Consider the following 18,987-nt stretch of genomic DNA (forward strand, 5'->3'; position numbering starts at 1 on the left):
GCACACGCTGCCGGTTCGCGCCCCGCACATGGAAGGAGACGAGCGTGCAACTGGAAGCCACCCACCGTGCGGGCATCGTGCTCGGCGCGCACGACGCATTGCAGCGAACCGATACGGCCACGCGCGACCCCGCGCTGAGCCCCCGGCTGCACAACCCCGACCTCGCGCCGACCAAGGCGGAGGGCCGCACCTGGGGCCGCTACAGCATCTTCGCGCTGTGGACCAACGACGTGCACAACATCGCGAACTACTCGTTCGCGATCGGGCTGTTCGCGCTCGGCCTGTCGGGCTGGCAGATGCTCGCGTCGCTCGCGATCGGCGCGGTGCTGGTGTACGGCTTCATGAACCTCACCGGCTACATGGGCCAGAAGACCGGCGTGCCGTTCCCGGTGATCAGCCGGATGAGCTTCGGCATCTACGGCGCGCTGTTGCCCGCGATGATCCGCGCGGTGATCGCGATCGCATGGTTCGGCATCCAGACCTATCTCGCGTCGGTCGTGCTGCGCGTGCTGCTCACCGCGATCTGGTCGGGCCTCGTCGCGTTCGACCAGAACGCGATCTGCGGGCTGTCGACGCTCGGCTGGGTGACGTTCGTCGCGATCTGGCTGGTGCAGATCGGCATCCTCACCTACGGGATGGAGATGGTCCGCAAGTACGAAGGGCTCGCCGGCCCGATCATCCTCGTCACGACGCTGTCGCTCGCCGCATGGATGTTCAGCCGTACCGGCGGCCATCTCGCGATGTCGATCGGCAAGCCGATGACCGGCCTGAAGATGTGGACCGAGGTATTCGCGGGCGGCGCGCTGTGGCTTGCAATCTACGGCACGCTGGTGCTCAACTTCTGCGATTTCGCGCGCGCGTCGCCGAGCGCGAAGACGGTGCGGGTCGGCAACTTCTGGGGCCTGCCGGTGAACATCCTGGTGTTCGCGACGATCAGCTTCGTGCTCGCGGGCGCGCAATTCAAGCTGAACGGCCAGATCATCCACAGCCCGACGGAAATCATCGCGACGGTGCCGAACAAGCTGTTCCTCGTGCTCGGTTGCCTCGCATTCCTGATCGTGACGGTCGCGGTCAACATCATGGCGAACTTCGTCGCGCCGGCCTTCGTGCTGACGAGCCTCGCGCCGCACCGCCTGACGTTCCGCCGCGCGGGCCTGATCAGCGCGACGGTCGCGGTGCTGATCCTGCCGTGGAACCTGTACAACAGCCCGATCGTGATCGTCTACTTCCTGTCCGGCCTCGGCGCGCTGCTCGGCCCGCTGTACGGGATCATCACGGTCGACTACTGGCTCGTGCGCAAGCAGCGCGTGAACGTGCCGGACCTTTATACCGAAGCGCCGACCGGCGCCTATTTCTACACGCGCGGCGTGAACCGCAAGGCGCTCGCGGCGCTCGTGCCGTCCGCGCTGATCTCGATCACGCTCGCCGTCGTGCCGGCCTTCAGCGCGATGACGCCGTTCTCCTGGCTGCTCGGCGCGGCCATCGCGGGCAGCGTGTACTGGCTGACGGCCGATCGCAAACGGCAATACGACGAGCGCTCGGGCGAACCCATCGCGGTCGCCTGCGCCCGACACTGAACGCAGCAAACGGAGTGCACCGATGAGAATCCTGGTAGTCAACGTCAACACGACCGCGTCGATCACCGACGCCATCGCCGCGCAGGCGCGGGCCGCCGCGTCGCCGGGCACGGAGATCGTCGGGTTGACGCCGCGCTTCGGCGCGGAATCGGTCGAGGGCAACTTCGAGAGCTACCTCGCGGCGATCGCCGTGATGGACCGCGTGTTGAGCTACGACGAGCCGTACGACGCGGTGATCCAGGCCGGCTACGGCGAACACGGCCGCGAAGGGCTGCAGGAACTGCTGACGGTCCCGGTCGTCGACATCACCGAAGCGGCCGCGAGCATCGCGATGCTGCTCGGCCACCGCTACTCGGTCGTCACGACGCTCGACCGCACGGTGCCGCTGATCGAGGATCGCCTGAAGCTCGCCGGGCTCGACGCGCGCTGCGCGTCGGTGCGCGCGAGCGGTCTCGCGGTGCTCGAGCTCGAGGAGAACCCTGCCCGCGCGATCGAGTCGATCGTCGACCAGGCCGCGCGCGCGGTGAAGGACGATCACGCGGAAGTGATCTGCCTCGGCTGCGGCGGGATGGCCGGCCTCGACCGGCAGATCGAGGAATGCACGGGCGTGCCCGTCGTCGACGGCGTGTCGGCCGCGGTCGCGCTCGCGGAATCGCTGGTGCGCCTGAAGCTGAAGACGTCGAAGGTCCGCACCTATGCGCCGCCGCGCCCAAAGCGGATCGTCGGCTGGCCGGGCACCTTCGTCAAATGACGGGCCGCGGGAACGCGTAGCGACATGCGGGACGCACCGGCGCCGAACGGCCTGTCCCTCGATGCGTCCGACGCAAGGGCTGCGCTCGACGGCCTGGACGCGCGGCTGATGCGCATCCTGCTCGTGCTGCTCACCGAGCGCACCGTGTCGCGCGCGGCCGTGCGGCTGAACATGTCGCAGCCGGCGACGAGCGCCGCGCTCAAGCGGCTGCGCACGCTGCTCGGCGATCCGCTGCTGGTGCGCAGCCGCTACGGCATGGTGCCGACCGAGTTCGGCGCGCGGCTGATCGAGCCGCTGCGCAACGCGCTGCGCGTGATCGACTTCATCCGCATCCAGCAGCCGACCTTCGACGCGCGCACGTCGGTGCGCACCTACCGGATCGGCTGCCCCGACTACCTGAACGTGCTGTTCGTGCCGAAGCTCGTCGCGTTGTTCCGCGAACGCGCGCCGAACGCGCAGCTCGTGTTCCATCCGCTCGGCGACGGCTACGACGACGAACGCGCGCTCGCCGACGGCGAGCTCGACGTCGTGATCGACAACCGCCCTGCCCGCCTGTCGCGGTTCCGGCAGGACGACCTGTTCGACGATCGCGTCGTGTGCCTGATGCGCGCCACGCATCCGCTCGCACGGCGCGGCGCGATGACAGCCGCCGAATTCGCGCGCGCCGCGCAGCTGTGCCCGACACCGTCGTGGCTCGAAGCGTCCGGCGCGATCGACCGGCAGCTCGAACGCGTCGGCCTGCAGCGGCGGATCGTCGTCACGCTGCCGCACTTCGAACTCGCCGCGCATGCGCTCGTGCGCTCCGACCTGATCCTCACCACCACGTACCGGCTCGCGCGCCACTACGCGAAGCTGCTGCCGCTCGGCGCGGTGGCACTCCCGGCCGAGCCGCCCGAGATCGTGTACCGGATGACGTGGAACGAGTCGGGCGCCTGCGTCGACGGCGTGCGCTGGCTGCGCGGGCTGATCGCGGAGGCGACGCGCGGCTGGCTCGACGCGGAGGCCGCGCAGCCGGCCGTCGCGGCGGTTGCCGCGAATGCGGATGCGGATGCGCGGGCGAATGTGCCGATCGCCGACGCCCCGCCGGAACCGACCCGACGCACGCGCCGCCGGCAGGCGACGCACTGCGGTGCATCGCAACGGCCGCGTGTCGCGCGCGCGGCGCGCGTTCATCGCGTCACGACGAAGTCGCGCTGAATCGATCGCCGACGACAACCTGAACGCGCAAGCCCGGCGGCTCCGTATCGTCGCGTGCAACGAGCGAGGCATGAACCCCCGCCGCACGCATCACGCGTCGCGCATTGGTTGCGCAAGCAACTTGTATGCGATGACGGCGACGGCAAGCGCGAGCACGCCGCTGACCGTCAGCGCCGCGGCGAATCCGCTCGCGAAGGCCGCGGGTGCCGCATCGGCAAGCGTGCGCGCGGCCGACGGCGGCACGTGCGCGAGCGCCTGCGCAAGATCGCCGGCCAGCAGGCTCGACATGAACGGCGCGTCGACGAACGCGCGCATGCCCGATGCGGCGGACAGCAGCCGGTCGAGGTGCGCGTGCGTGCTCGCGGCCAGCACCGCGCCGAGCACGCCGACGGCCGTCACGATCGCCGAGAAACGCGTGGTCGTGCTGATGCCCGACGCCATTCCGGTACGGCCCGGCGGCACGCACGCCATGATCGCCTTCTGCGTGTCGCCGTTCATGATGCCGGCGCCGCAGCCGGTCACGAACATGCCGAGCGCGACGAGCCGGTAGTCGCCGCCGGCCGTCAGCGCCGCGGTCGCGAGATTGCCCGCGCCGATCAGTGCGAGCCCGCCCGCCAGCACGCCGCCGGACGATACGCGCGCGGCGAGCAGGCCGCCGAGCGAGGGCCCGGCGATCATCGCGAACGCGAACGGCAGCATCCCGAGCCCCGCGTCGATCGCGGACATCCCGAACGCGTTCTGCAGGTACAGCGGCAGGAACGTCATCATCACCTGCGCGCACGCCGCATAACCGAACATCGCGAGCACGGCACCGACGAAACGCGGCTGGCGGAACAGCGCCAGATCGATCATGGGCCGCGCCTGCCAGCGCTCCGCGCCGATGAACGCGGCCAGCAGCGCGGCGGCCAGCGCGAACCGGCCGAGCGTCGCGGCCGACAGCCAGCCATGCGACGGCGCGCCGATCAGCGCCGCGATCGCGCAGGCGAGCGCCGCGCCGAACAGCAGGCTGCCGGCGGCATCCACCCGTTTCGCGTGCGGATCGCGCGACTCGTCGATCGCGACGCGCGCGCCGGCCGCGAGCAGCGCGCACACCGGCAGGTTCAGCAGGAACACCCAGCGCCAGCCGATCCACTGCGTGATCGCGCCGCCGACCAGCGGCGCGACGGCCGTCGCGATCCCCATGCACATCCCCCAGATCGCCCACGCACGCGCCCGTTCGCGTCCGTCCGGAAAGCGGTTCGCGATCACCGCGAGCGCGGCCGTCAGCAACAACGCGGCCCCGCCGCCCTTTGCCGCGCGCGCGGCGATCAGCCAGCCGGCCGACGGCGCGATCCCGCACCCGAGCGACGCGAGCGAAAAGAGCGCGAGCCCCGCGCCGAGCATGCGTTTGCGTCCGAAGCGGTCCGCCAGCCCGCCGGCCGGCAGCAGGCATGCGGCGAACGCGGTCATGTAGGCGCTCACGACCCATTCGATGTCGGCGAAACTCGCATGGAAGCCGCGCGCGATGCTCGGCAGCGACACGGCGACGACGTTCGTGTCGAGCACGATCAGCGAGCACGTCGCCGACGCGACCGCGAGCGTCGCGGCGGCCGGCAGGCGGGTGCCCGTGCGCTCGGCGGCAGGCGCGCCTGCGCGCGGGGCGGGAGAAGACTGGGACATCGACGGCTCCGGAACAAGAGGAACGAGCCGTATGCTAGGCTTGCCCGGTATTACCCGTCATTGACATACCGATGCAGTTTCATTAACGAAAATTGCAATCATGAATCCGCTCGAATTCCGTCACGTGCGCGCGTTCCTGAGCGTCGCGCAGCACCTGCATTTCGCGCGCGCGGCCGACGCGCTCGACATGGCGCCGCCCGCGCTCACGCGGCAGATCCAGGAGGCCGAGCGGCTGCTCGGCGTGCGGCTGTTCCAGCGCTCGCGCCGCGAGGTTTCGCTGACGGCGGCAGGCATTGCGTTTCTCGCCGAGGCGCGCGCGGCGGTCGAGCATCTGCAGCGCGGCCGCGAACTCGCGACGCTCGCCGAGCGCGGCGAACTCGGCCGGATCGAGATCGGCTACGTGTCGTCGGCCGTCTATTCGGGCACGCTGCAGCGCACGGTCGGCGCGTTCCGCGCCGCGCATCCGCGCATCGAGCTGAACCTGCGCGAGGTACCGATGGACGACGTCGCGAAACAGCTCGACGCGGGCCGGCTCGACCTCGCGTACGTGCGGCCGCCGTTGCCGCTGCCGGGCGGGCTGCGGATCGTCACGCTGCAGCGCGACGTATTCGTCGCGGCGGTGCCGGCCGATTCGCGTTATGCGGCGATGACCGCCGTGCGTGCCGCCGATCTCGCCGACGCGCGCTTCGCCGTGCCGGAACAGGAGCGCGGCACGCTCGAAGTCGCACGCCGCGGCCGCTTCGCGCCGGTGATCGCCGCGCGGCCGGGCGGGTTGCTCGCGGTGCTCGCGTGCGTATCGGTAAACGGCTGGGTCGCCGTGATCCCGGACGCGCTCGCCGACTGCGTGTCGTTGCCGGGCGTCGTGTACCGGCCGATCGCCGGCAAGCCGATCATGTCCGAACTCGCGCTCGCGTACCGGCGCTTCGAGAAGGCGCCCGCGGTACGCGCGTTCCTGCGCGCCGTTCCTGCCGCGGGCTAGCGCCTGTCCCGCCGACAACGGACGCGCGAATAAGCATTTCGCGATTCGATGTTTGCCGGCGCGAAACCGATTCCGTAATCTGCCCGGCAGCCGCGCGGCCTCTCGCGCGGATCACCGAGGACCTGCCGCCGATGACTTCGCCCCCCGCCCCGGCCCGCCGCCGCGCACTGCTGCGCGTGGCCGCCCTGGCCGCCGCACCGCTTGCCGGCGCCGCCGCACGGCCCGTCCGCGCGGCCGGCCCCGACCTGTCCAACGTGACGCTGGTGCTCGGCGACCAGGCCGGCGGCCTGCGCGCGCTGGCCGAAGCCGCGCGCGTGCTCGACGGCGTGCCGTACCGGTTTCGCTGGGCGAATTTCCAGGGCGCCGCGCCGCTGTTCGAAGCACAGCGCGCGGGTGCGATCGACCTCGCGCCGGCCGGCGACCTGCCGGTGTTGACGGCCGCGCTCGGCGATCCGGCGCTGCGGATCGTGGCCACGCGCGTCGGCTCGCCGACATCGCTCGGCATCGTCGTGCAGCCCGATTCGCCGGTGCGCACCGTCGCCGACCTGAAGGGGCGCACCGTCGTCGTGTCGTCGGCGCGCGGCAGCATCTCGCAATACCAGCTCTACGGCGCGCTGCGCGAACACGGCCTCGCGCCTGGCGACGTCGACGTGCGCTTCGTGCTGCCGGTCGACGCGTTCGCCGCGTTCGAGGCCAGGCAGATCGGTATCTGGGCGACCTTCGATCCGTATTACGGCAACGTGGTCCGGCGCGGTGCGCGCATCGTGCGCGACGGCAGCGGGATCAATTCCGGGCTCGCGTTCCTCACGTCGCCGGTCGACACGCTCGACGATCGCGCGAAGCGCGCGGCGCTGTCGGACGTGCTCGCGCGGCTCACCCGAGCCGGCCAGTGGGCGCTCGCGCATCCCGCCGATTACGCGACCGTCTATGCGTCGCTCACGCGCCTGCCGCGCGAGGCGGCCGCCGACATCGCGCGCCGGGCGGCGCTCGCGCAGCGCGGTGTCACCGACGCGGACATCGACGTGCTGCAGCGCGTCGCCGATCGCGCGGCCGCGGACGCGATCCTGCCGAAGCGCGTCGACGTCGCGTCGATCGCGGTGCGCAACCTGTCGGCCGCGTAACCGGCTGCACGTCGTCGCCTGTGCGGGCGTTCAACGCGCCTTCGCCATGTCGAGATCCGGCACGTCATCGCCGAACGTCGACGCAACCAGCGTGCGCATCGCGGCGACCAGCAGCGTCGGGCCCGACTGGTTGAACGTGCAGCGCTCGCCGGCCGCCGGCACTGCCCGATGCAGCACCGCGCGCCACGCACCGTGCCCGCCGTCGCGCTCGAACGCGCCGAACGGCAAACGCTCGACGAGCGGCCCGCCGTCTACCCACGACGACGACGGCGCGTACGGCACCGGCGTGCCGCCCGGTTCGCGCAGGACCGTGCATCCCGCGGCGTCGACGCGCGGCGCGCCGAGTGCTTCCGCCATCGCCACCCAGAAATCGAGCGGCGCACCGACCAGATCGTGAACCTGCATCGCGCCCTCCCGCGGCCGTGAAAACGCCATCCTAGCGCTGCCGCGCGCGATGCGCCGGCCACGCCGCGACCGGTGCGTTGCCCGGCAAGCGCGCCCGTCGTGCGAAACCGCCGATACGTGTTACGAATCGGCGATTCCTGCGTACAATGAACGCAACTCGTATCGTCCGGGCGGCGGTGGACACGCACCCCGGAACCGCATTCACGCCGAACCGGGCCGGGCCTGTTCGGCGGACGACAACCGGAACCATACGGTGCAGCGCAGGCCGGATCTCTCGGGAGACCGCAGCATGTCCACGCACGCCAGGAAACCGCTGATATCGCTCGTCGTGCCGTTTCATGACGAAGAGGAAACGATCGACGCGTTCTTTGCCGAAACGCTGCCCGTTCTCGAGTCGGTCGCCGGGGTCCGCTTCGAGATCGTCTGCATCAACGACGGCAGCCGCGATCGCACGCTCGACCGGCTGCTCGCGATCGCCGCCAGCGACGCGCGCGTACACGTCGTGGATCTCACACGCCGCTTCGGCAAGGAAGCCGCGCTCACCGCGGGCCTCGACGAGGCCGCCGGCGCCGCGGTGATCCTGATCGACGCCGACCTGCAGGACCCTCCCGCCCTGATTCCCGCGATGATCGAACACTGGCGCGCCGGTGCCGAAGTCGTCGCCGCGAAACGCACCGACCGCATGTGCGACCCATACCTGCAGCGCGCGGCGGCGGCGCTCTACTATCGCGTACACAACGCGCTGTCCGAAGTCGAAATGCCGGAAAACGTCGGCGATTTCCGCCTGATGGATCGCGAGGTCGTCGAAGCGCTGCGCGCGCTGCCGGAGCGGCGGCGGTTCATGAAGGGGCTGTTCGCGTGGGTCGGCTTTCGCACCGCTATCGTCGAATACACGCGTGCGCCGCGCAGCGGCGGCCGCTCGAAGTTCTCCGGATGGCGACGCTGGAACTTCGCGCTCGAGGGCATCACGAGCTTCAGCACCGTGCCGCTGCGCGTGTGGACCTACGTCGGTCTCACGTTCGCGATGCTGTCCCTCGCGTATGGCGCCTTCATCGTGGTGCGCACGCTGCTGTACGGCAATCCGGTGCACGGCTACCCGTCGCTGATTTCCGTCGTGCTGTTCGTCGGCGGCATCCAGCTGATCGGTATCGGCGTGATCGGCGAATACCTCGGGCGGATCTATCACGAGTCCAAGCAGCGCCCCGTCTATCTCGTGAGGCGGCGCTACCGTGCCGAGCGCGATGCCGCCGCCCAGCCGGCATCGAAGCTGCTGCAGTTTCCGCTGAAGCGCGCGCCCGCGGCCCGCCGCAGGGCAGCGATGCCGGCGGTCGCCGGCGCCGCCGCCCGCAAAGCGTCGTTCAAGTAGAACCGGACCGCCGCAATTGGACATTCCCCGCGAATCGATGCGCTCGGCGGAGCGGCCCGTGCGCGCGTGGCTCACGCTGCGGCGCGTCGTCGTGTACAGCGTGCTGATGCTCGTGCTCGACGCACTGTTCGTCACGATCTGGACGACCGTCGTTCGTCACGGGGCCGGGAGCATCGGGGCACGCCCCGGTGCCGACTTCTCGGTGTTCTGGTCGGCCTCGTACGTGATGCTGCACGGCTCGCCGGCGCAGGCGTACGACTTCTCCGCCTTCTCGCGGCTGACGACCGGCCTGTTCACGCATCTTCGCCGCGACGTCTTCGCCCCGTGGCTGTACCCGCCCACCTATCTGCTGCTCGTGACCCCGCTGGCGCTACTGCCCTTCGCGCTCGGTTACCCGGTGTTCGTCGCGATCGGCGTCGTCGTGCTCGGCCTCGTCGCGTGGCGCGTTTCGCGTCTCGGCATGATTCCGGGCGCATCGCGCGTCGGCCCGCTCGCGCTGGCCGCCGCGCCTTGCGTGTTCGTCACAGCGACGCTCGGACAAAACGCGTTCCTGACCGCATCGTGCGCGGCGCTGGCCGTCCACTGGGCCGAACGGCGGCCGATCTGGGCGGGCCTCTGCATCGGCCTGCTGTCGGTCAAGCCGCAGATGGCGCTGCTGTTCCCGTTCGTGCTGGTCGCCGTGCGCGCATGGCGCACGATCGCATGGGCCGCGCTCGCCACGGGCACGTTCGTCGCGCTGAGCGTCCTGATTTGCGGCATCGAGTCGCTGCGCCTGTTCGTCGCGAGCACCGGACTCGCGCGATCGATCGTCCTCGAACACGGTGTCGTGTTCTGGCTCGCGTCGCCGACGCCGTTCGCGGCGTTCCGGCTTGCGGGCGTGCCGCTCGGCGCCGCCTATGCCGCGCAAGCGTGTATTGCGGCAATCGCGATCGCCGCCGCGTGCATCGCATGGACGCAATCGCGCGATACCCGCGTGCGCGCCGCCGTGCTGGCGGTCGCGACGCTCGTGGCGAACCCGTACGTGTGGCACTACGAACTTGCGTGGCTCGCCATCGCGATCGCCTGCATGCTGTCGATCGGCTGGCGTGACGGCTGGCTGCGCGGCGAACAGGCCGCGATCGCGCTGATGTGGGCGCTGCCGGTCGCCGAATACCTGAACCCGTGGCTGCTGCTGCCGCAGATCGGCCCGGCCGTGACGCTCTTCGCGCTGCTCGTGCTGCTGCGCCGCGCGCGGCACGATGCTCACAACGCGAGCCGCGGCGGCACGTACACGCCGTAGTACGGCCCGACGCCCGTCGCGACGCCGGTCATCTTCACGCCGGCGACGAAGTGCCCCTGGATGTACTTGTACGTGCCGCCGAGCGACACGTCGATACGGAACGCCGCGAACGCGACGATCGGCACGTAGGTGCTGCTCGCCGTCTGCGTGACGACCGGCAGCACGACCGTCGTGCCGACCGGCACCGACGTGTAGAGCGTCGCCTTCACGCCGGTCGCGAGATAGATGCTGTCGCCGATATTGAGCGTCGTCGGGTTGCCGGTCACCATCAGGCCGCCCATCGTCGTCGTGTCGCTCGCGGTCGACTGGAACGACGTCCACTGGCCGCCCATGCACAGCGTGCCGTAGGTCTGGCCGTTCGTGATCGAGAATTCGTACGGCAGGTTGGTCAGCGGATTGATCAGCGGCTGGTTGGTCAGCGTGTTCCAGTACTGGTTGTACACGCACTGGTCGATCGCGACCGGAAAGAGCCCGCCCGCCGCCACCCCGCCCGGCGCGGCGAGCACCGCGATCGCGGTCGCGCTGCCGGACGCGCCCGGAATGCCGAGCAGCCCGCCGAGCAGCAGCGGAATCGAGCCGCCGTTCACGCCCGGCGCGCGCGACACGGTCACCTGAACCGCCGGCACGTCGTATTGGCCGGGCGTGATGGTCGTCGGCTGCATCGATGCGGGGTTGCGCGTCACGTTCCAGTACCCGGTCGTCACCGTGCCGGTCGCGAGCGGCGCGCCTGCCGCCGCATTCTGCGCGATCACGCCGTTCGCCGCCGGCGCGGCCTGCGACCAGTTCAGCGCGCCGCCCGTGGGCGACATCATCGCGTCGGCCGCCGCGAGCGCGGCCGCGTCGGCGGCGTTCTGCAACTGGTTGCGCACCGTGGCCACCCACGCGATGTCGATTGCCAGCGCGCCGAACGACAGCAGCGGAATCAGGAACAGCAGGAAGAACAGCGCGACGGAGCCGCGCTCGCGCGTCGCGCCGATGCATGGCGTGCCGGCTGCGTCATTCATAGAGCATCACCGAGCTGGCCGAGATCGTCACCGGGCCGGTGAGCGCGCTGAATGCCGACCCCAGCACCAGCCCCGAATACGTGTAGGTCACCGTGACCGTCAGCGCGGTGCCGGCCGTCGTGCCGTTCGCCTGCGTCACGGTGATGGTCGGCGTCGTCGCGGTGCCGCCGGTGATGAGGCTGTTCTGCGTGTAGGTCGACGCGACGTTGGCGATCTGTGTCGGGGTCAGCATCGGCACGCGCAGCACGACGCCCGCGCGCGCGGCCTCGCGGCTCGCGTTCGTGATGACGGCCTTGTCGCACAGCAGCAGGCTCGTGTCGATGATGCCGATCAGCACCATCAGCAGGAACGGCAGCATCAGCACGAACTCGAGGGATACGACGCCGCGCGCGTGACGGACGCCCATCGCCTGGCGTGTCATCTTGCCGCCCCCGCGGCGGGCGGCAGCGCGTGCGGGTCGAGCGCGGCCCCCGTCGACGGTCGTGCGGCGGCGGGCGCCGGGCGCGCCGCAAGCTGCGCGCGCACGGCCTCGTAGACGCGCAGATTGTCGGCCACCGCCGATGCGGGCAGATCCGCCGACAACAGCTTCTTCGCCGAATCGGTGTTGCCGAGCACGCCATACGCGAACGCGAGGTTCTGGCGCGCCTGCCACGGCGCATCGGGCAGCCCGGCCACGTCGAGCAGCACGTTCACGCCTTCGCGCGGCCGGTTGCTCAGCACGAGCGACAGCCCGAGGTCGACGCGCAAGCCCTGCGCATCCGGATGCACGCGCAGCGCATCGCGGTATACGGCCTGCGCGTCTTCATGGCGGCCCTGCAGGTCGAGGACCGTACCGAGCCCTTCCGCCGCGAGCGGCAGGTTCGGCTGCGCGGCCAGCAGCTCGCGGTAGCGCTGGGCGGCCTCGTCGAGCCGGCGCTGCCGCAACGCGACGCGCGCGAGCCCGACCTGCGGCCCGGGTTCCGCGGGTGCCTGCTGTCGTGCCTGCTCGTAGAGAATCCGCGCGCGCTCCAGATCGCCCGCGCGGTAGCTGACGTCGCCAAGCCCGAGGCGCGCCGGGAGCGAATCGGGATGCCGGGCGAGCACCTTCTCGTACAGCGTCGACGCGAGATCGACGTTGCCGCCGGCGAGCGCGCTGTCGGCAATGCGCAGTTCGGCCTGCGGGTCGTCGCTCGTGTGCGACAGCGCCGGCCGCGTCTGGATGCCGGGCGCGCAGCCGCCGGCCAGCACCGGCAACACCGCCGCGAATGCGAACGCACGGATCACGGATCGTGTCATTTGAATACCTCGAGCAGGCGAATCGCCGCCGGGCCCGCCGCGATCAGGCCGACCGTCGGCAGGATGAACAGCATCATCGGCAGCGTGATCTTCGGCGCGAGCTTCGCGGCCTGCTCCTCGAGCGCGACGATCTGCTCGGTGCGCTCGCTGCGCGACAGCGTTCGCAGCGCCTGCGTGATCGGCGTGCCGAAGCGCTGCGATTGCGTGAGCGTCGTGGCAAGCGAGCGCGCCGACGCAAAGTCGACGCGCGTCGCGAAATGCGTGAGCGCTTCGGATACATTGCCGCTCAGCGTCAGCTCGTCCGCGCATACCGTCAGCTCGTCGGCGAGCGGCGGGCAGATGCGCTCGAGTTCGCGCGCGACGCGCCGCACGCCGGATACGAGGCTGTTGCCGGCCATCGTGCAGATCACCAGCAGGTCGAGGGCGTCCGGAAAGCACGCGGCGATGATCCGCCGGCGCCGCCGGATCATTGCGCCGAGCACGTATTCCGGCACGATCACGCCGATCACGAACGCGGCGACCATCGCCAGCGCCCGGATCACGACGTATTCGCCGAAGCGCGGAATGTACGGGCTGAACACGATCGCGACGCCCGCGAGCAGCACGCCGCAGCTCAGCTTGATGCCGATCATCGACGACACCGCACGCCGCTCGCGAAAGCCCGCGCGCGTCAGCTGCAGCCCGAGCTTCACACGCTGCATCGGGTCGAGCACGGGCAACCGCTCGCCGAGTTGCGCGAGCCGCCGCGTCAGGTCCTGACGTACCTCGCCCGGCTGCAGCCGCCCCGCCACCAGCGACAGCGGACGTTGCCCGGCCGCCTGCTGCACGCGCTCCGCGATCCGCCGGCGCGTGCCGCCGCCGGGCGTCGCGAGCGCCGCGGCGACGCACGCGAGCAGCAGCAACAGTTCGAGGCCGCGGGCGGCCAGCATCGACATCGTCATCGCGCGGTATCCAGTTTCGAGATCTTGTGAATCGTCAGCAGTCCGATCGTCAGCAGCACCGCGGCGATCGTCAGCATCACGCGTCCGGCATGCGTGTCGAACAGCAGCATCACGTACGCGCGGTTCACGAGGAACAGCGCGCCGATCATCACGAACGGCACCGCCGAAATGATCTTCGTCGTGATCCGCCCCTCGGCGGTCAACGCGCGTGTCTTCAGGCGGATGTCGCGGCGCGTGCGGATGATGCTCGACAGCTCGTCGAGCGTCTCGCCGAGGCTGCCGCCGGTCTCGCGCTGCAGCAGCAGGTAGACGGTGAAGAACGAGAAATCCGCGATCATCAGCCGGTCTGCCGCGTGCGTCAGCACGTCCTTAAGATCCGCGCCGACGCGCAGGCTGTCGCCCATCGAGCGAAAGGTCGAGCGCACCGGCTCCGCCGCGCTGTCGCCCACCGTGCTGATCGCCTGCGTGACCGGAATGCCCGCGCGCACCGCCCGCACGATCAGGTCGATCGCGTCCGGGAACGCTTCGAGAAAACGCAGCCGGAACCGCTCGACCAGCGCGCGATAGCTGGCGCGCATCGCCACCAGCGGCAGCCCGACGTAGATCAGCGGATGGAGTGCGTGCGGCAACGCGACGAGTTGCACCACCACGATCGCGGCAATCGCGCCGGCGATCGTGCCGGCGACGACGATCCGCATCCCGCGTTCGCCGCCAACCGCCCGCACGCGCGTCACGTAGCGCTGCAGCCACGCGCGCGCGCGGCTTTGCCGCCGCGGCAGGTTGAACAGCGCGATGCCGGGTGCCGCGGCCGCACCGGCTTCCCGACCCGCCAGCGACGGCGCAAGGTGCCGCATCCGCTCGCGAATGCGCTGCTCCGGCGTGTGGCGCGCACGGTCCAGCCACGCGGACAGCGCGAGGCCCGCCGCGAGGATCACGACGAATGCGCCGAGCGCGAGCAGGTCCGCGGTGCTCATTGCCGGAAGACCTCGGTGAGCGCGTCCTCGACGCCGTAGTACGCGGCGCGCGGCGCGAACGCCGGCCGCAGCGACGACGCCTCGAACACGCCTTTCACCACGTCCCGCGTCGTGTCGCCTTCCTGGCGGAACGCGAACAGGTCCTGCGTGATCACCACCTCGCCTTCCATTCCGACGATCTCGGTGATCCGGGTCACGCGGCGCACGCCGTCGCGCATCCGCTCGACCTGCACGAACAGGTGCACGGCGCTCGCGATCTGGCGGCGGATCGACAGCAGCTGCAGGTTCGCGTTCGCCATCATCACCATGCTTTCGAGCCGGCTGATCGCGTCGCGCGGCGAGTTCGCATGGATCGTCGTCATCGAGCCGTCGTGCCCGGTATTCATCGCCTGCAGCACGTCGAACGCTTCCGCGCCGCGGATTTCGCCGAGGATGATGCGGTCGGGCCGCATCCGCAGCGCGTTGCGCACGAGGTCGCGCTGCGAGATCCCGCCGAGCCCTTCCGTATTCTCCGGCCGCGTCTCGAGACTGACGACGTGCGGCTGCAGCAGTTGCAGCTCGGCCGCATCCTCGATCGTCACGATCCGTTCGTGCTCCTCGATGTGTTGCGACAGCGCGTTGAGCAGCGTCGTCTTGCCCGAACCGGTGCCGCCGGAGATCACGATGTTCAGCCGGCACGCGCACGCGATCTTCAGCACCTGCAGCATCCCGTGCGAGATGTTGCCCTGATGCGCCATCCGCGCGAGCGTGATGTCGCGCTTCGCGAACTTGCGGATCGAGATCGACGCGCCGCGCATCGCGATCGGCGGCAGGACCACGTTCACGCGGCTACCGTCGGCAAGCCGCGCGTCGACCATCGGGCTGCTCTCGTCGACGCGGCGCCCGACCGCCGCCGCGATCCGCTGCGCGACGCTCGTCACGTGCGCGTTGTCGCGAAACTTCAGCGGCGTGAGTTCGAGCCGGCCCGCGCGCTCGACGTACACTTGGTCGGGGCCGTTCACGAGGATGTCGGAGACGGTGTCGTCGGCGAGCAGCGGCTCGATCGGCCCGACGCCGAACATGTCGTTCAGGATCGCGTCGACGATCAGCACCTGCTCGCCCGCCGTGATCTTCAGGCGCTCGCGCTCGACCGTGTGCGCGGCCACCTGCTCGATGCCCGCGCGCACTTCGTCGCGCGTCTTCATCAGCGCCGCCGACATGTTCATCGACGAGAACACCGCGGTGCGAATCGCGTCGAACTTGCCGGAACGAATCAGCGCCTCGTGGGTATCGGCCACCGCAAGCCCGCGCGCGGATGCGGGCGCCTGGCTCGCTGCCGGGCCCGGCACCGGTGCGCCTTCGGGCGGCGCGGCGGGAGAAGCCGCCGGCCCGGGCTCAGGCGTCGGCCGTTTGCGGGTACCGAACGTCACGATCCTTTCCTCCATTTCACGAAGCGCGCGTACCACGGCTGCGCGACGGCCGTCGATTCGCCGGTGATGCCGTTCGCGAGCAGCCGGATCTCGTCCAGGAAGCCGCGGCGTTTCGTGCCTTCGATCGGCTCGCCGAGGTTCTCGGCGACCGCGAGCGTCTGCGGCTCGTGCGGCAGCTCGCGCAGCCGCACGCCGCCGAATGCGTCCTCGAAGTCGGCCGGCGCGACGCGCCCCTTGACCGGCTCGAGCGGGTTGTTCAGCATCATCGACAGCAGCCGCTCGCCGGGCAGCTCCCTCACGAAGCGCGCAAGCCGGGCGGCTTCGTACGCGGCATGCACCGAGCGGTCGGCGACGATATAGACGAGATCGGACACCGTCAGCGCATCCTCGAACAGTTTGCCGGCGCGGTTGCCCACGTCGAACAGCACGTAATGGAAGCGGTCCTTCAGCATCTCGACGAGCGACGCGATCGCATCGTCGCGCAGCGGCGCGTCGTCGCCGTACGCCAGTTCGGCCGACAGCACGTGCAGGCGGTCGCCCTTCGTGACGAACATGCGGTCGAACAACGCGTCGTCGGGACGCTGTTCCATGTTCAGCAGTTCGATCAGTCCGTTGTTGCTCGACAGCCCGAGCCGCGAGTTCGCGCCGCCGCCGTGCAGGTTCAGGTCGACGTATGCCACGCGGCGGCGCTTCTCGCCCGCCAGGCAGCGCGCGAGACTCACCGCGACCGTCGTCGTGCCGACGCCGCCGCGCGCGCCGACGAAGCTGACGATCTTGCCGGTACGCACCTGCACGACCGATTCCGTCGCGGTCAACGCGCGCCGCATCAACTCGACGGTCAGCGGCTTCACGATGTAGTCCTGCACACCGATGCCGAGCAGGTTGCGGAACAGCCCGACGTCGTTCTGCGTGCCGATCGCGACCACCCTCACGGACGGATCGCACACGTCGGCGAGCCGCATCAGGTCGGACACCGGCAGCACCGAATCCGACACGTCGACGATCAGCTGGCGCGGCGAGCGCTCGTGCTGCTGCAGCAGCCGGATCGCGTCGTCGCAATTGCCCGGCTGCACGTGGGCGCGCGTGATCGACAGGTCCTGGGCGACGCGGCGGATCACGTCTTCGCTGCCGGCATCGGACACGACCGCGATGAGATCCGCCGCACCGGCTGCGGCGGCGCGCTTGGCATTCTGGCGATCGAGGACGTTCATGGGCGGCATCGCGATGGGCATCGGGAGCGGGTCAGTGGCCGGGCGAGCCGGTCGTCGTCAGCGTCTTGTCCGGAGCCGGCTGCTTCACGCGATCCTCGACGTAGCGGCGCACCGCGTCGGCGGCGACTTGCGCATCGGCGCCGCCGTACGGCACGGGCGCGACCAGGTCTTCCGGCCGCGCGAGCATCGTCGCGAGATTCGTGTAGGTCGCGCAGCCGAACGGCACGCCGGGCCGCCCGAACCCCGCATCGACGAGATGCGACGGCTGCATCAGCTTCGCGCAGTCGGGCGGCACCGCGTGCACGCCGTCGAAGCCGATCGCGCGCGCATCGGGCAGGTTGAGCGGCGGCGGCGCCGAGAAGCAGCCCGCAAGCACCAGTGGCGGCAAGGCGGCGACGATGGTTCGAACTCGCATGCGCGCTCCTCCGGTCAGTACACGAAGCCCGCGGCGCCGACGAGGCGCGGCGTATCGCCCGTCAGCAGGTCGAGCCCGAGATTGCGCTGGATCGCGAACTCGAGATCGCTGCTCGGCCGCGCGACGGTGTCGAGCGCCTGCTCGAGCTGGCCGGGGCCGGTCGGCTGCACGATGTACGGCGTCACGATCACGACGACCTCGGTCTTGTTGTCCTGGAAGTTCTTCGACGAAAACAGCCGGCCGATGATCGGCAGCCGGCCGAGCCCCGGCACCTGCGCCACGGTATCCGCCGTCTGGCTCTGCAGCAACCCGCCGATCGCGAAGCTCTGCCCGCTCGACAGCTCGACCGTCGTCTCGACGCGCCGCACCGAGAGCCCCGGCACCCTGACGCTGCCGGTCGTCACGCTGTTGTTCGAATCGACCTCGCTCACCTCCGGGCGCACCTTCAGGCTGATCCGGTTGTCGGCGAGCACGGTCGGCGTGAAGTCGAGCGACACGCCGAACGGCTTGAACTCGACCGTGATCGCGCCGGTGTTGCCGGCCTGCGCGACCGGAATCGGAATTTCGCCGCCCGCGAGAAAGCTCGCGGTCTGCCCGGACATCGCGGTGAGGTTCGGCTCCGCGAGCATCGTGATCAGGCCTTCCTGATCGAGCGCGTCGAGCACGACGTCGATCGACCAGCGCCCCGCGCGGAAGCCGCCGAGCACCGAATACGCACCGGTCGGCGACAGGTTGAACACCTTGGTCGTCGGATCGAACAGCGTGCGGCCGCTGAGCAAGCCGCCGAAGAAGTTGCCGGCCGAGCCGAGCGAGCTCCAGTTGATGCCGAGCTGCTGCGTGACGTTGCGGCTCACCTCGGTCACGCGCACGCGCAGGTTCACCTGGATCGGGCGCGACAGCGTGAGCCGGTTGACGATCTTTTCCTTGTCGTTGACGTAAGGCGCGAGCGACTGCATCACGGCGTCCGCGTCGGCCGCGCTCGGCACCTTGCCCGACACCATCAGCGAGCCCGGCGCGCCGGACACCGACAGCTTCAATTGCGGAAAGCGGCTGTCGAGCACCGCCTGCAGCGACGCGGTGTCGACCTGCACGATCACCGTGCGGCGCAGGATCGGCCGATGGTTCGCGCCGAGCGCGATCAGCGTGGTGGTGCCGGCCTTCTTGCCGAACACGAACACGGTGCGCGGCGACGGCACCTGGATGTCCGCGATGCTCGGGTCCGCGACGAACATCGCGGTCGCGGGTTCGGCCAGCGACAGCATCTCGCCCTTGCCGGTCGCGATCGACAACGCCGCGCCGGCCTCCGCCGCGCTCGCGCGCTGCGCGAGCGCGACGCCCGGCGCGACGATGCAGGCCAGGCACCAGAAAGCCATCCAACGAACCATGCGCACCATGCGTGTTCCCGTCAAATGCCGGCCGCCGGG

Annotated in this window: 18 protein-coding genes; 7 read left to right on the forward strand and 11 right to left on the reverse strand. The window is 70.3% G+C overall.

Annotation, left to right across the window (positions count from 1 at the left end; genetic code table 11):
* Positions 1-44 precede the first annotated feature (44 nt).
* From DIE02_RS07305 to DIE02_RS07315, 3 genes are read left to right on the forward strand one after another with little or no spacing between them, the layout of a single operon-like run.
* Entirely contained in the window at positions 45-1,577 is a 1,533-nt protein-coding gene (locus DIE02_RS07305; RefSeq protein ID WP_124528860.1) for an NCS1 family nucleobase:cation symporter-1, read from the forward strand.
* Between the two features lie 22 nt (positions 1,578-1,599).
* Entirely contained in the window at positions 1,600-2,328 is a 729-nt protein-coding gene (locus tag DIE02_RS07310) for an aspartate/glutamate racemase family protein (protein ID WP_124488410.1), read from the forward strand.
* A 24-nt stretch (positions 2,329-2,352) separates the two neighbouring features.
* The gene (locus tag DIE02_RS07315) at positions 2,353-3,525 is read left to right on the forward strand and encodes a LysR family transcriptional regulator (protein WP_124488409.1); all 1,173 of its coding nucleotides are present in this window, start codon (positions 2,353-2,355) and stop codon (positions 3,523-3,525) included.
* Positions 3,526-3,615: 90 nt separating this feature from the next.
* On the opposite strand, the gene DIE02_RS07320 is transcribed toward DIE02_RS07315, so the two are convergent.
* Entirely contained in the window at positions 3,616-5,184 is a 1,569-nt protein-coding gene (locus DIE02_RS07320; protein ID WP_124488408.1) for an MFS transporter, read from the reverse strand.
* A gap of 100 nt (positions 5,185-5,284) precedes the next feature.
* Here DIE02_RS07320 and DIE02_RS07325 point away from each other — a divergent pair, with 100 nt between their 5' ends.
* Positions 5,285-6,163 (forward strand): LysR family transcriptional regulator, encoded by an 879-nt coding sequence (locus tag DIE02_RS07325; RefSeq protein ID WP_124488407.1) that lies wholly within the window; start codon positions 5,285-5,287, stop codon positions 6,161-6,163.
* Positions 6,164-6,294: 131 nt separating this feature from the next.
* Positions 6,295-7,284, forward strand: a complete 990-nt coding sequence (locus DIE02_RS07330; protein WP_124488406.1) for an ABC transporter substrate-binding protein — start codon at positions 6,295-6,297, stop codon at positions 7,282-7,284.
* A gap of 30 nt (positions 7,285-7,314) precedes the next feature.
* Here DIE02_RS07330 and DIE02_RS07335 read toward each other — a convergent pair whose 3' ends face one another.
* The gene (locus DIE02_RS07335) at positions 7,315-7,689 is read right to left on the reverse strand and encodes a phage protein NinX family protein (RefSeq protein WP_044843879.1); all 375 of its coding nucleotides are present in this window, start codon (positions 7,687-7,689) and stop codon (positions 7,315-7,317) included.
* A gap of 289 nt (positions 7,690-7,978) precedes the next feature.
* Between DIE02_RS07335 and DIE02_RS07340 the strand changes: the two genes are divergently transcribed.
* Both DIE02_RS07340 and DIE02_RS07345 read left to right on the forward strand, forming a co-directional pair.
* Entirely contained in the window at positions 7,979-9,055 is a 1,077-nt protein-coding gene (locus tag DIE02_RS07340) for a glycosyltransferase family 2 protein (protein ID WP_124488405.1), read from the forward strand.
* 16 nt (positions 9,056-9,071) lie between these two features.
* Positions 9,072-10,334 (forward strand): glycosyltransferase family 87 protein, encoded by a 1,263-nt coding sequence (locus DIE02_RS07345; RefSeq protein WP_260427254.1) that lies wholly within the window; start codon positions 9,072-9,074, stop codon positions 10,332-10,334.
* Here DIE02_RS07345 and DIE02_RS07350 read toward each other — a convergent pair.
* The 9 genes from DIE02_RS07350 to DIE02_RS07390 are packed head-to-tail and all read right to left on the reverse strand — an operon-like array spanning position 10,298 to position 18,957.
* Positions 10,298-11,338 carry a TadG family pilus assembly protein gene (locus DIE02_RS07350; protein WP_124488404.1) on the reverse strand — a complete coding sequence of 347 codons (1,041 nt, stop codon included), beginning with the start codon at positions 11,336-11,338 and terminating at the stop codon, positions 10,298-10,300. The two genes, DIE02_RS07345 and DIE02_RS07350, sit on opposite strands and share 37 nt — an antisense overlap.
* Entirely contained in the window at positions 11,331-11,759 is a 429-nt protein-coding gene (locus tag DIE02_RS07355; protein WP_044843875.1) for a TadE/TadG family type IV pilus assembly protein, read from the reverse strand. Before DIE02_RS07355 ends, DIE02_RS07350 begins: the two co-directional genes overlap by 8 nt.
* Positions 11,756-12,613, reverse strand: coding sequence for a lipopolysaccharide assembly protein LapB (locus DIE02_RS07360; RefSeq protein WP_124488403.1), 858 nt, complete (start codon positions 12,611-12,613; stop codon positions 11,756-11,758). Before DIE02_RS07360 ends, DIE02_RS07355 begins: the two co-directional genes overlap by 4 nt.
* A complete protein-coding gene (locus DIE02_RS07365) occupies positions 12,610-13,554 on the reverse strand; it encodes a type II secretion system F family protein (RefSeq protein WP_124488402.1) in 945 nt (314 codons plus the stop codon). The genes DIE02_RS07360 and DIE02_RS07365 overlap by 4 nt, the downstream gene beginning before the upstream one ends.
* Entirely contained in the window at positions 13,551-14,528 is a 978-nt protein-coding gene (locus DIE02_RS07370) for a type II secretion system F family protein (RefSeq protein ID WP_124488401.1), read from the reverse strand. Before DIE02_RS07370 ends, DIE02_RS07365 begins: the two co-directional genes overlap by 4 nt.
* A complete protein-coding gene (locus DIE02_RS07375) occupies positions 14,525-15,937 on the reverse strand; it encodes a CpaF family protein (protein ID WP_124488400.1) in 1,413 nt (470 codons plus the stop codon). Before DIE02_RS07375 ends, DIE02_RS07370 begins: the two co-directional genes overlap by 4 nt.
* On the reverse strand, positions 15,934-17,157 hold the full coding sequence (locus DIE02_RS07380; RefSeq protein ID WP_124488399.1) for an AAA family ATPase: 1,224 nt from the start codon (positions 17,155-17,157) through the stop codon (positions 15,934-15,936). The genes DIE02_RS07375 and DIE02_RS07380 overlap by 4 nt, the downstream gene beginning before the upstream one ends.
* A 22-nt stretch (positions 17,158-17,179) precedes the next feature.
* Positions 17,180-17,563 carry a CpaD family pilus assembly lipoprotein gene (locus DIE02_RS07385; protein ID WP_044843870.1) on the reverse strand — a complete coding sequence of 128 codons (384 nt, stop codon included), beginning with the start codon at positions 17,561-17,563 and terminating at the stop codon, positions 17,180-17,182.
* A 14-nt stretch (positions 17,564-17,577) separates the two neighbouring features.
* Complete coding sequence (locus DIE02_RS07390) at positions 17,578-18,957, reverse strand: type II and III secretion system protein family protein (protein WP_124488398.1); 1,380 nt, start codon at positions 18,955-18,957, stop codon at positions 17,578-17,580.
* Positions 18,958-18,987: the final 30 nt, after the last annotated feature.

The organism is Burkholderia sp. Bp8991 (assembly GCF_003853795.1).
Lineage (GTDB): Bacteria > Pseudomonadota > Gammaproteobacteria > Burkholderiales > Burkholderiaceae > Burkholderia.

Excerpts from the sequence above, each read along its gene's own strand:
- DIE02_RS07310 (WP_124488410.1), top strand. The coding sequence starts at position 1,600 with ATGAGAATCCTGGTAGTCAACGTCAACACGACCGCGTCGATCACCGAC.
- DIE02_RS07315 (WP_124488409.1), top strand. The coding sequence starts at position 2,353 with ATGCGGGACGCACCGGCGCCGAACGGCCTGTCCCTCGATGCGTCCGAC.
- DIE02_RS07320 (WP_124488408.1), bottom strand. The coding sequence starts at position 5,184 with ATGTCCCAGTCTTCTCCCGCCCCGCGCGCAGGCGCGCCTGCCGCCGAG.
- DIE02_RS07325 (WP_124488407.1), top strand. The coding sequence starts at position 5,285 with ATGAATCCGCTCGAATTCCGTCACGTGCGCGCGTTCCTGAGCGTCGCG.
- DIE02_RS07330 (WP_124488406.1), top strand. The coding sequence starts at position 6,295 with ATGACTTCGCCCCCCGCCCCGGCCCGCCGCCGCGCACTGCTGCGCGTG.
- DIE02_RS07335 (WP_044843879.1), bottom strand. The coding sequence starts at position 7,689 with ATGCAGGTTCACGATCTGGTCGGTGCGCCGCTCGATTTCTGGGTGGCG.
- DIE02_RS07340 (WP_124488405.1), top strand. The coding sequence starts at position 7,979 with ATGTCCACGCACGCCAGGAAACCGCTGATATCGCTCGTCGTGCCGTTT.
- DIE02_RS07350 (WP_124488404.1), bottom strand. The coding sequence starts at position 11,338 with ATGAATGACGCAGCCGGCACGCCATGCATCGGCGCGACGCGCGAGCGC.
- DIE02_RS07355 (WP_044843875.1), bottom strand. The coding sequence starts at position 11,759 with ATGACACGCCAGGCGATGGGCGTCCGTCACGCGCGCGGCGTCGTATCC.
- DIE02_RS07360 (WP_124488403.1), bottom strand. The coding sequence starts at position 12,613 with ATGACACGATCCGTGATCCGTGCGTTCGCATTCGCGGCGGTGTTGCCG.
- DIE02_RS07365 (WP_124488402.1), bottom strand. The coding sequence starts at position 13,554 with ATGACGATGTCGATGCTGGCCGCCCGCGGCCTCGAACTGTTGCTGCTG.
- DIE02_RS07370 (WP_124488401.1), bottom strand. The coding sequence starts at position 14,528 with ATGAGCACCGCGGACCTGCTCGCGCTCGGCGCATTCGTCGTGATCCTC.
- DIE02_RS07380 (WP_124488399.1), bottom strand. The coding sequence starts at position 17,157 with ATGCCGCCCATGAACGTCCTCGATCGCCAGAATGCCAAGCGCGCCGCC.
- DIE02_RS07385 (WP_044843870.1), bottom strand. The coding sequence starts at position 17,563 with ATGCGAGTTCGAACCATCGTCGCCGCCTTGCCGCCACTGGTGCTTGCG.
- DIE02_RS07390 (WP_124488398.1), bottom strand. The coding sequence starts at position 18,957 with ATGGTGCGCATGGTTCGTTGGATGGCTTTCTGGTGCCTGGCCTGCATC.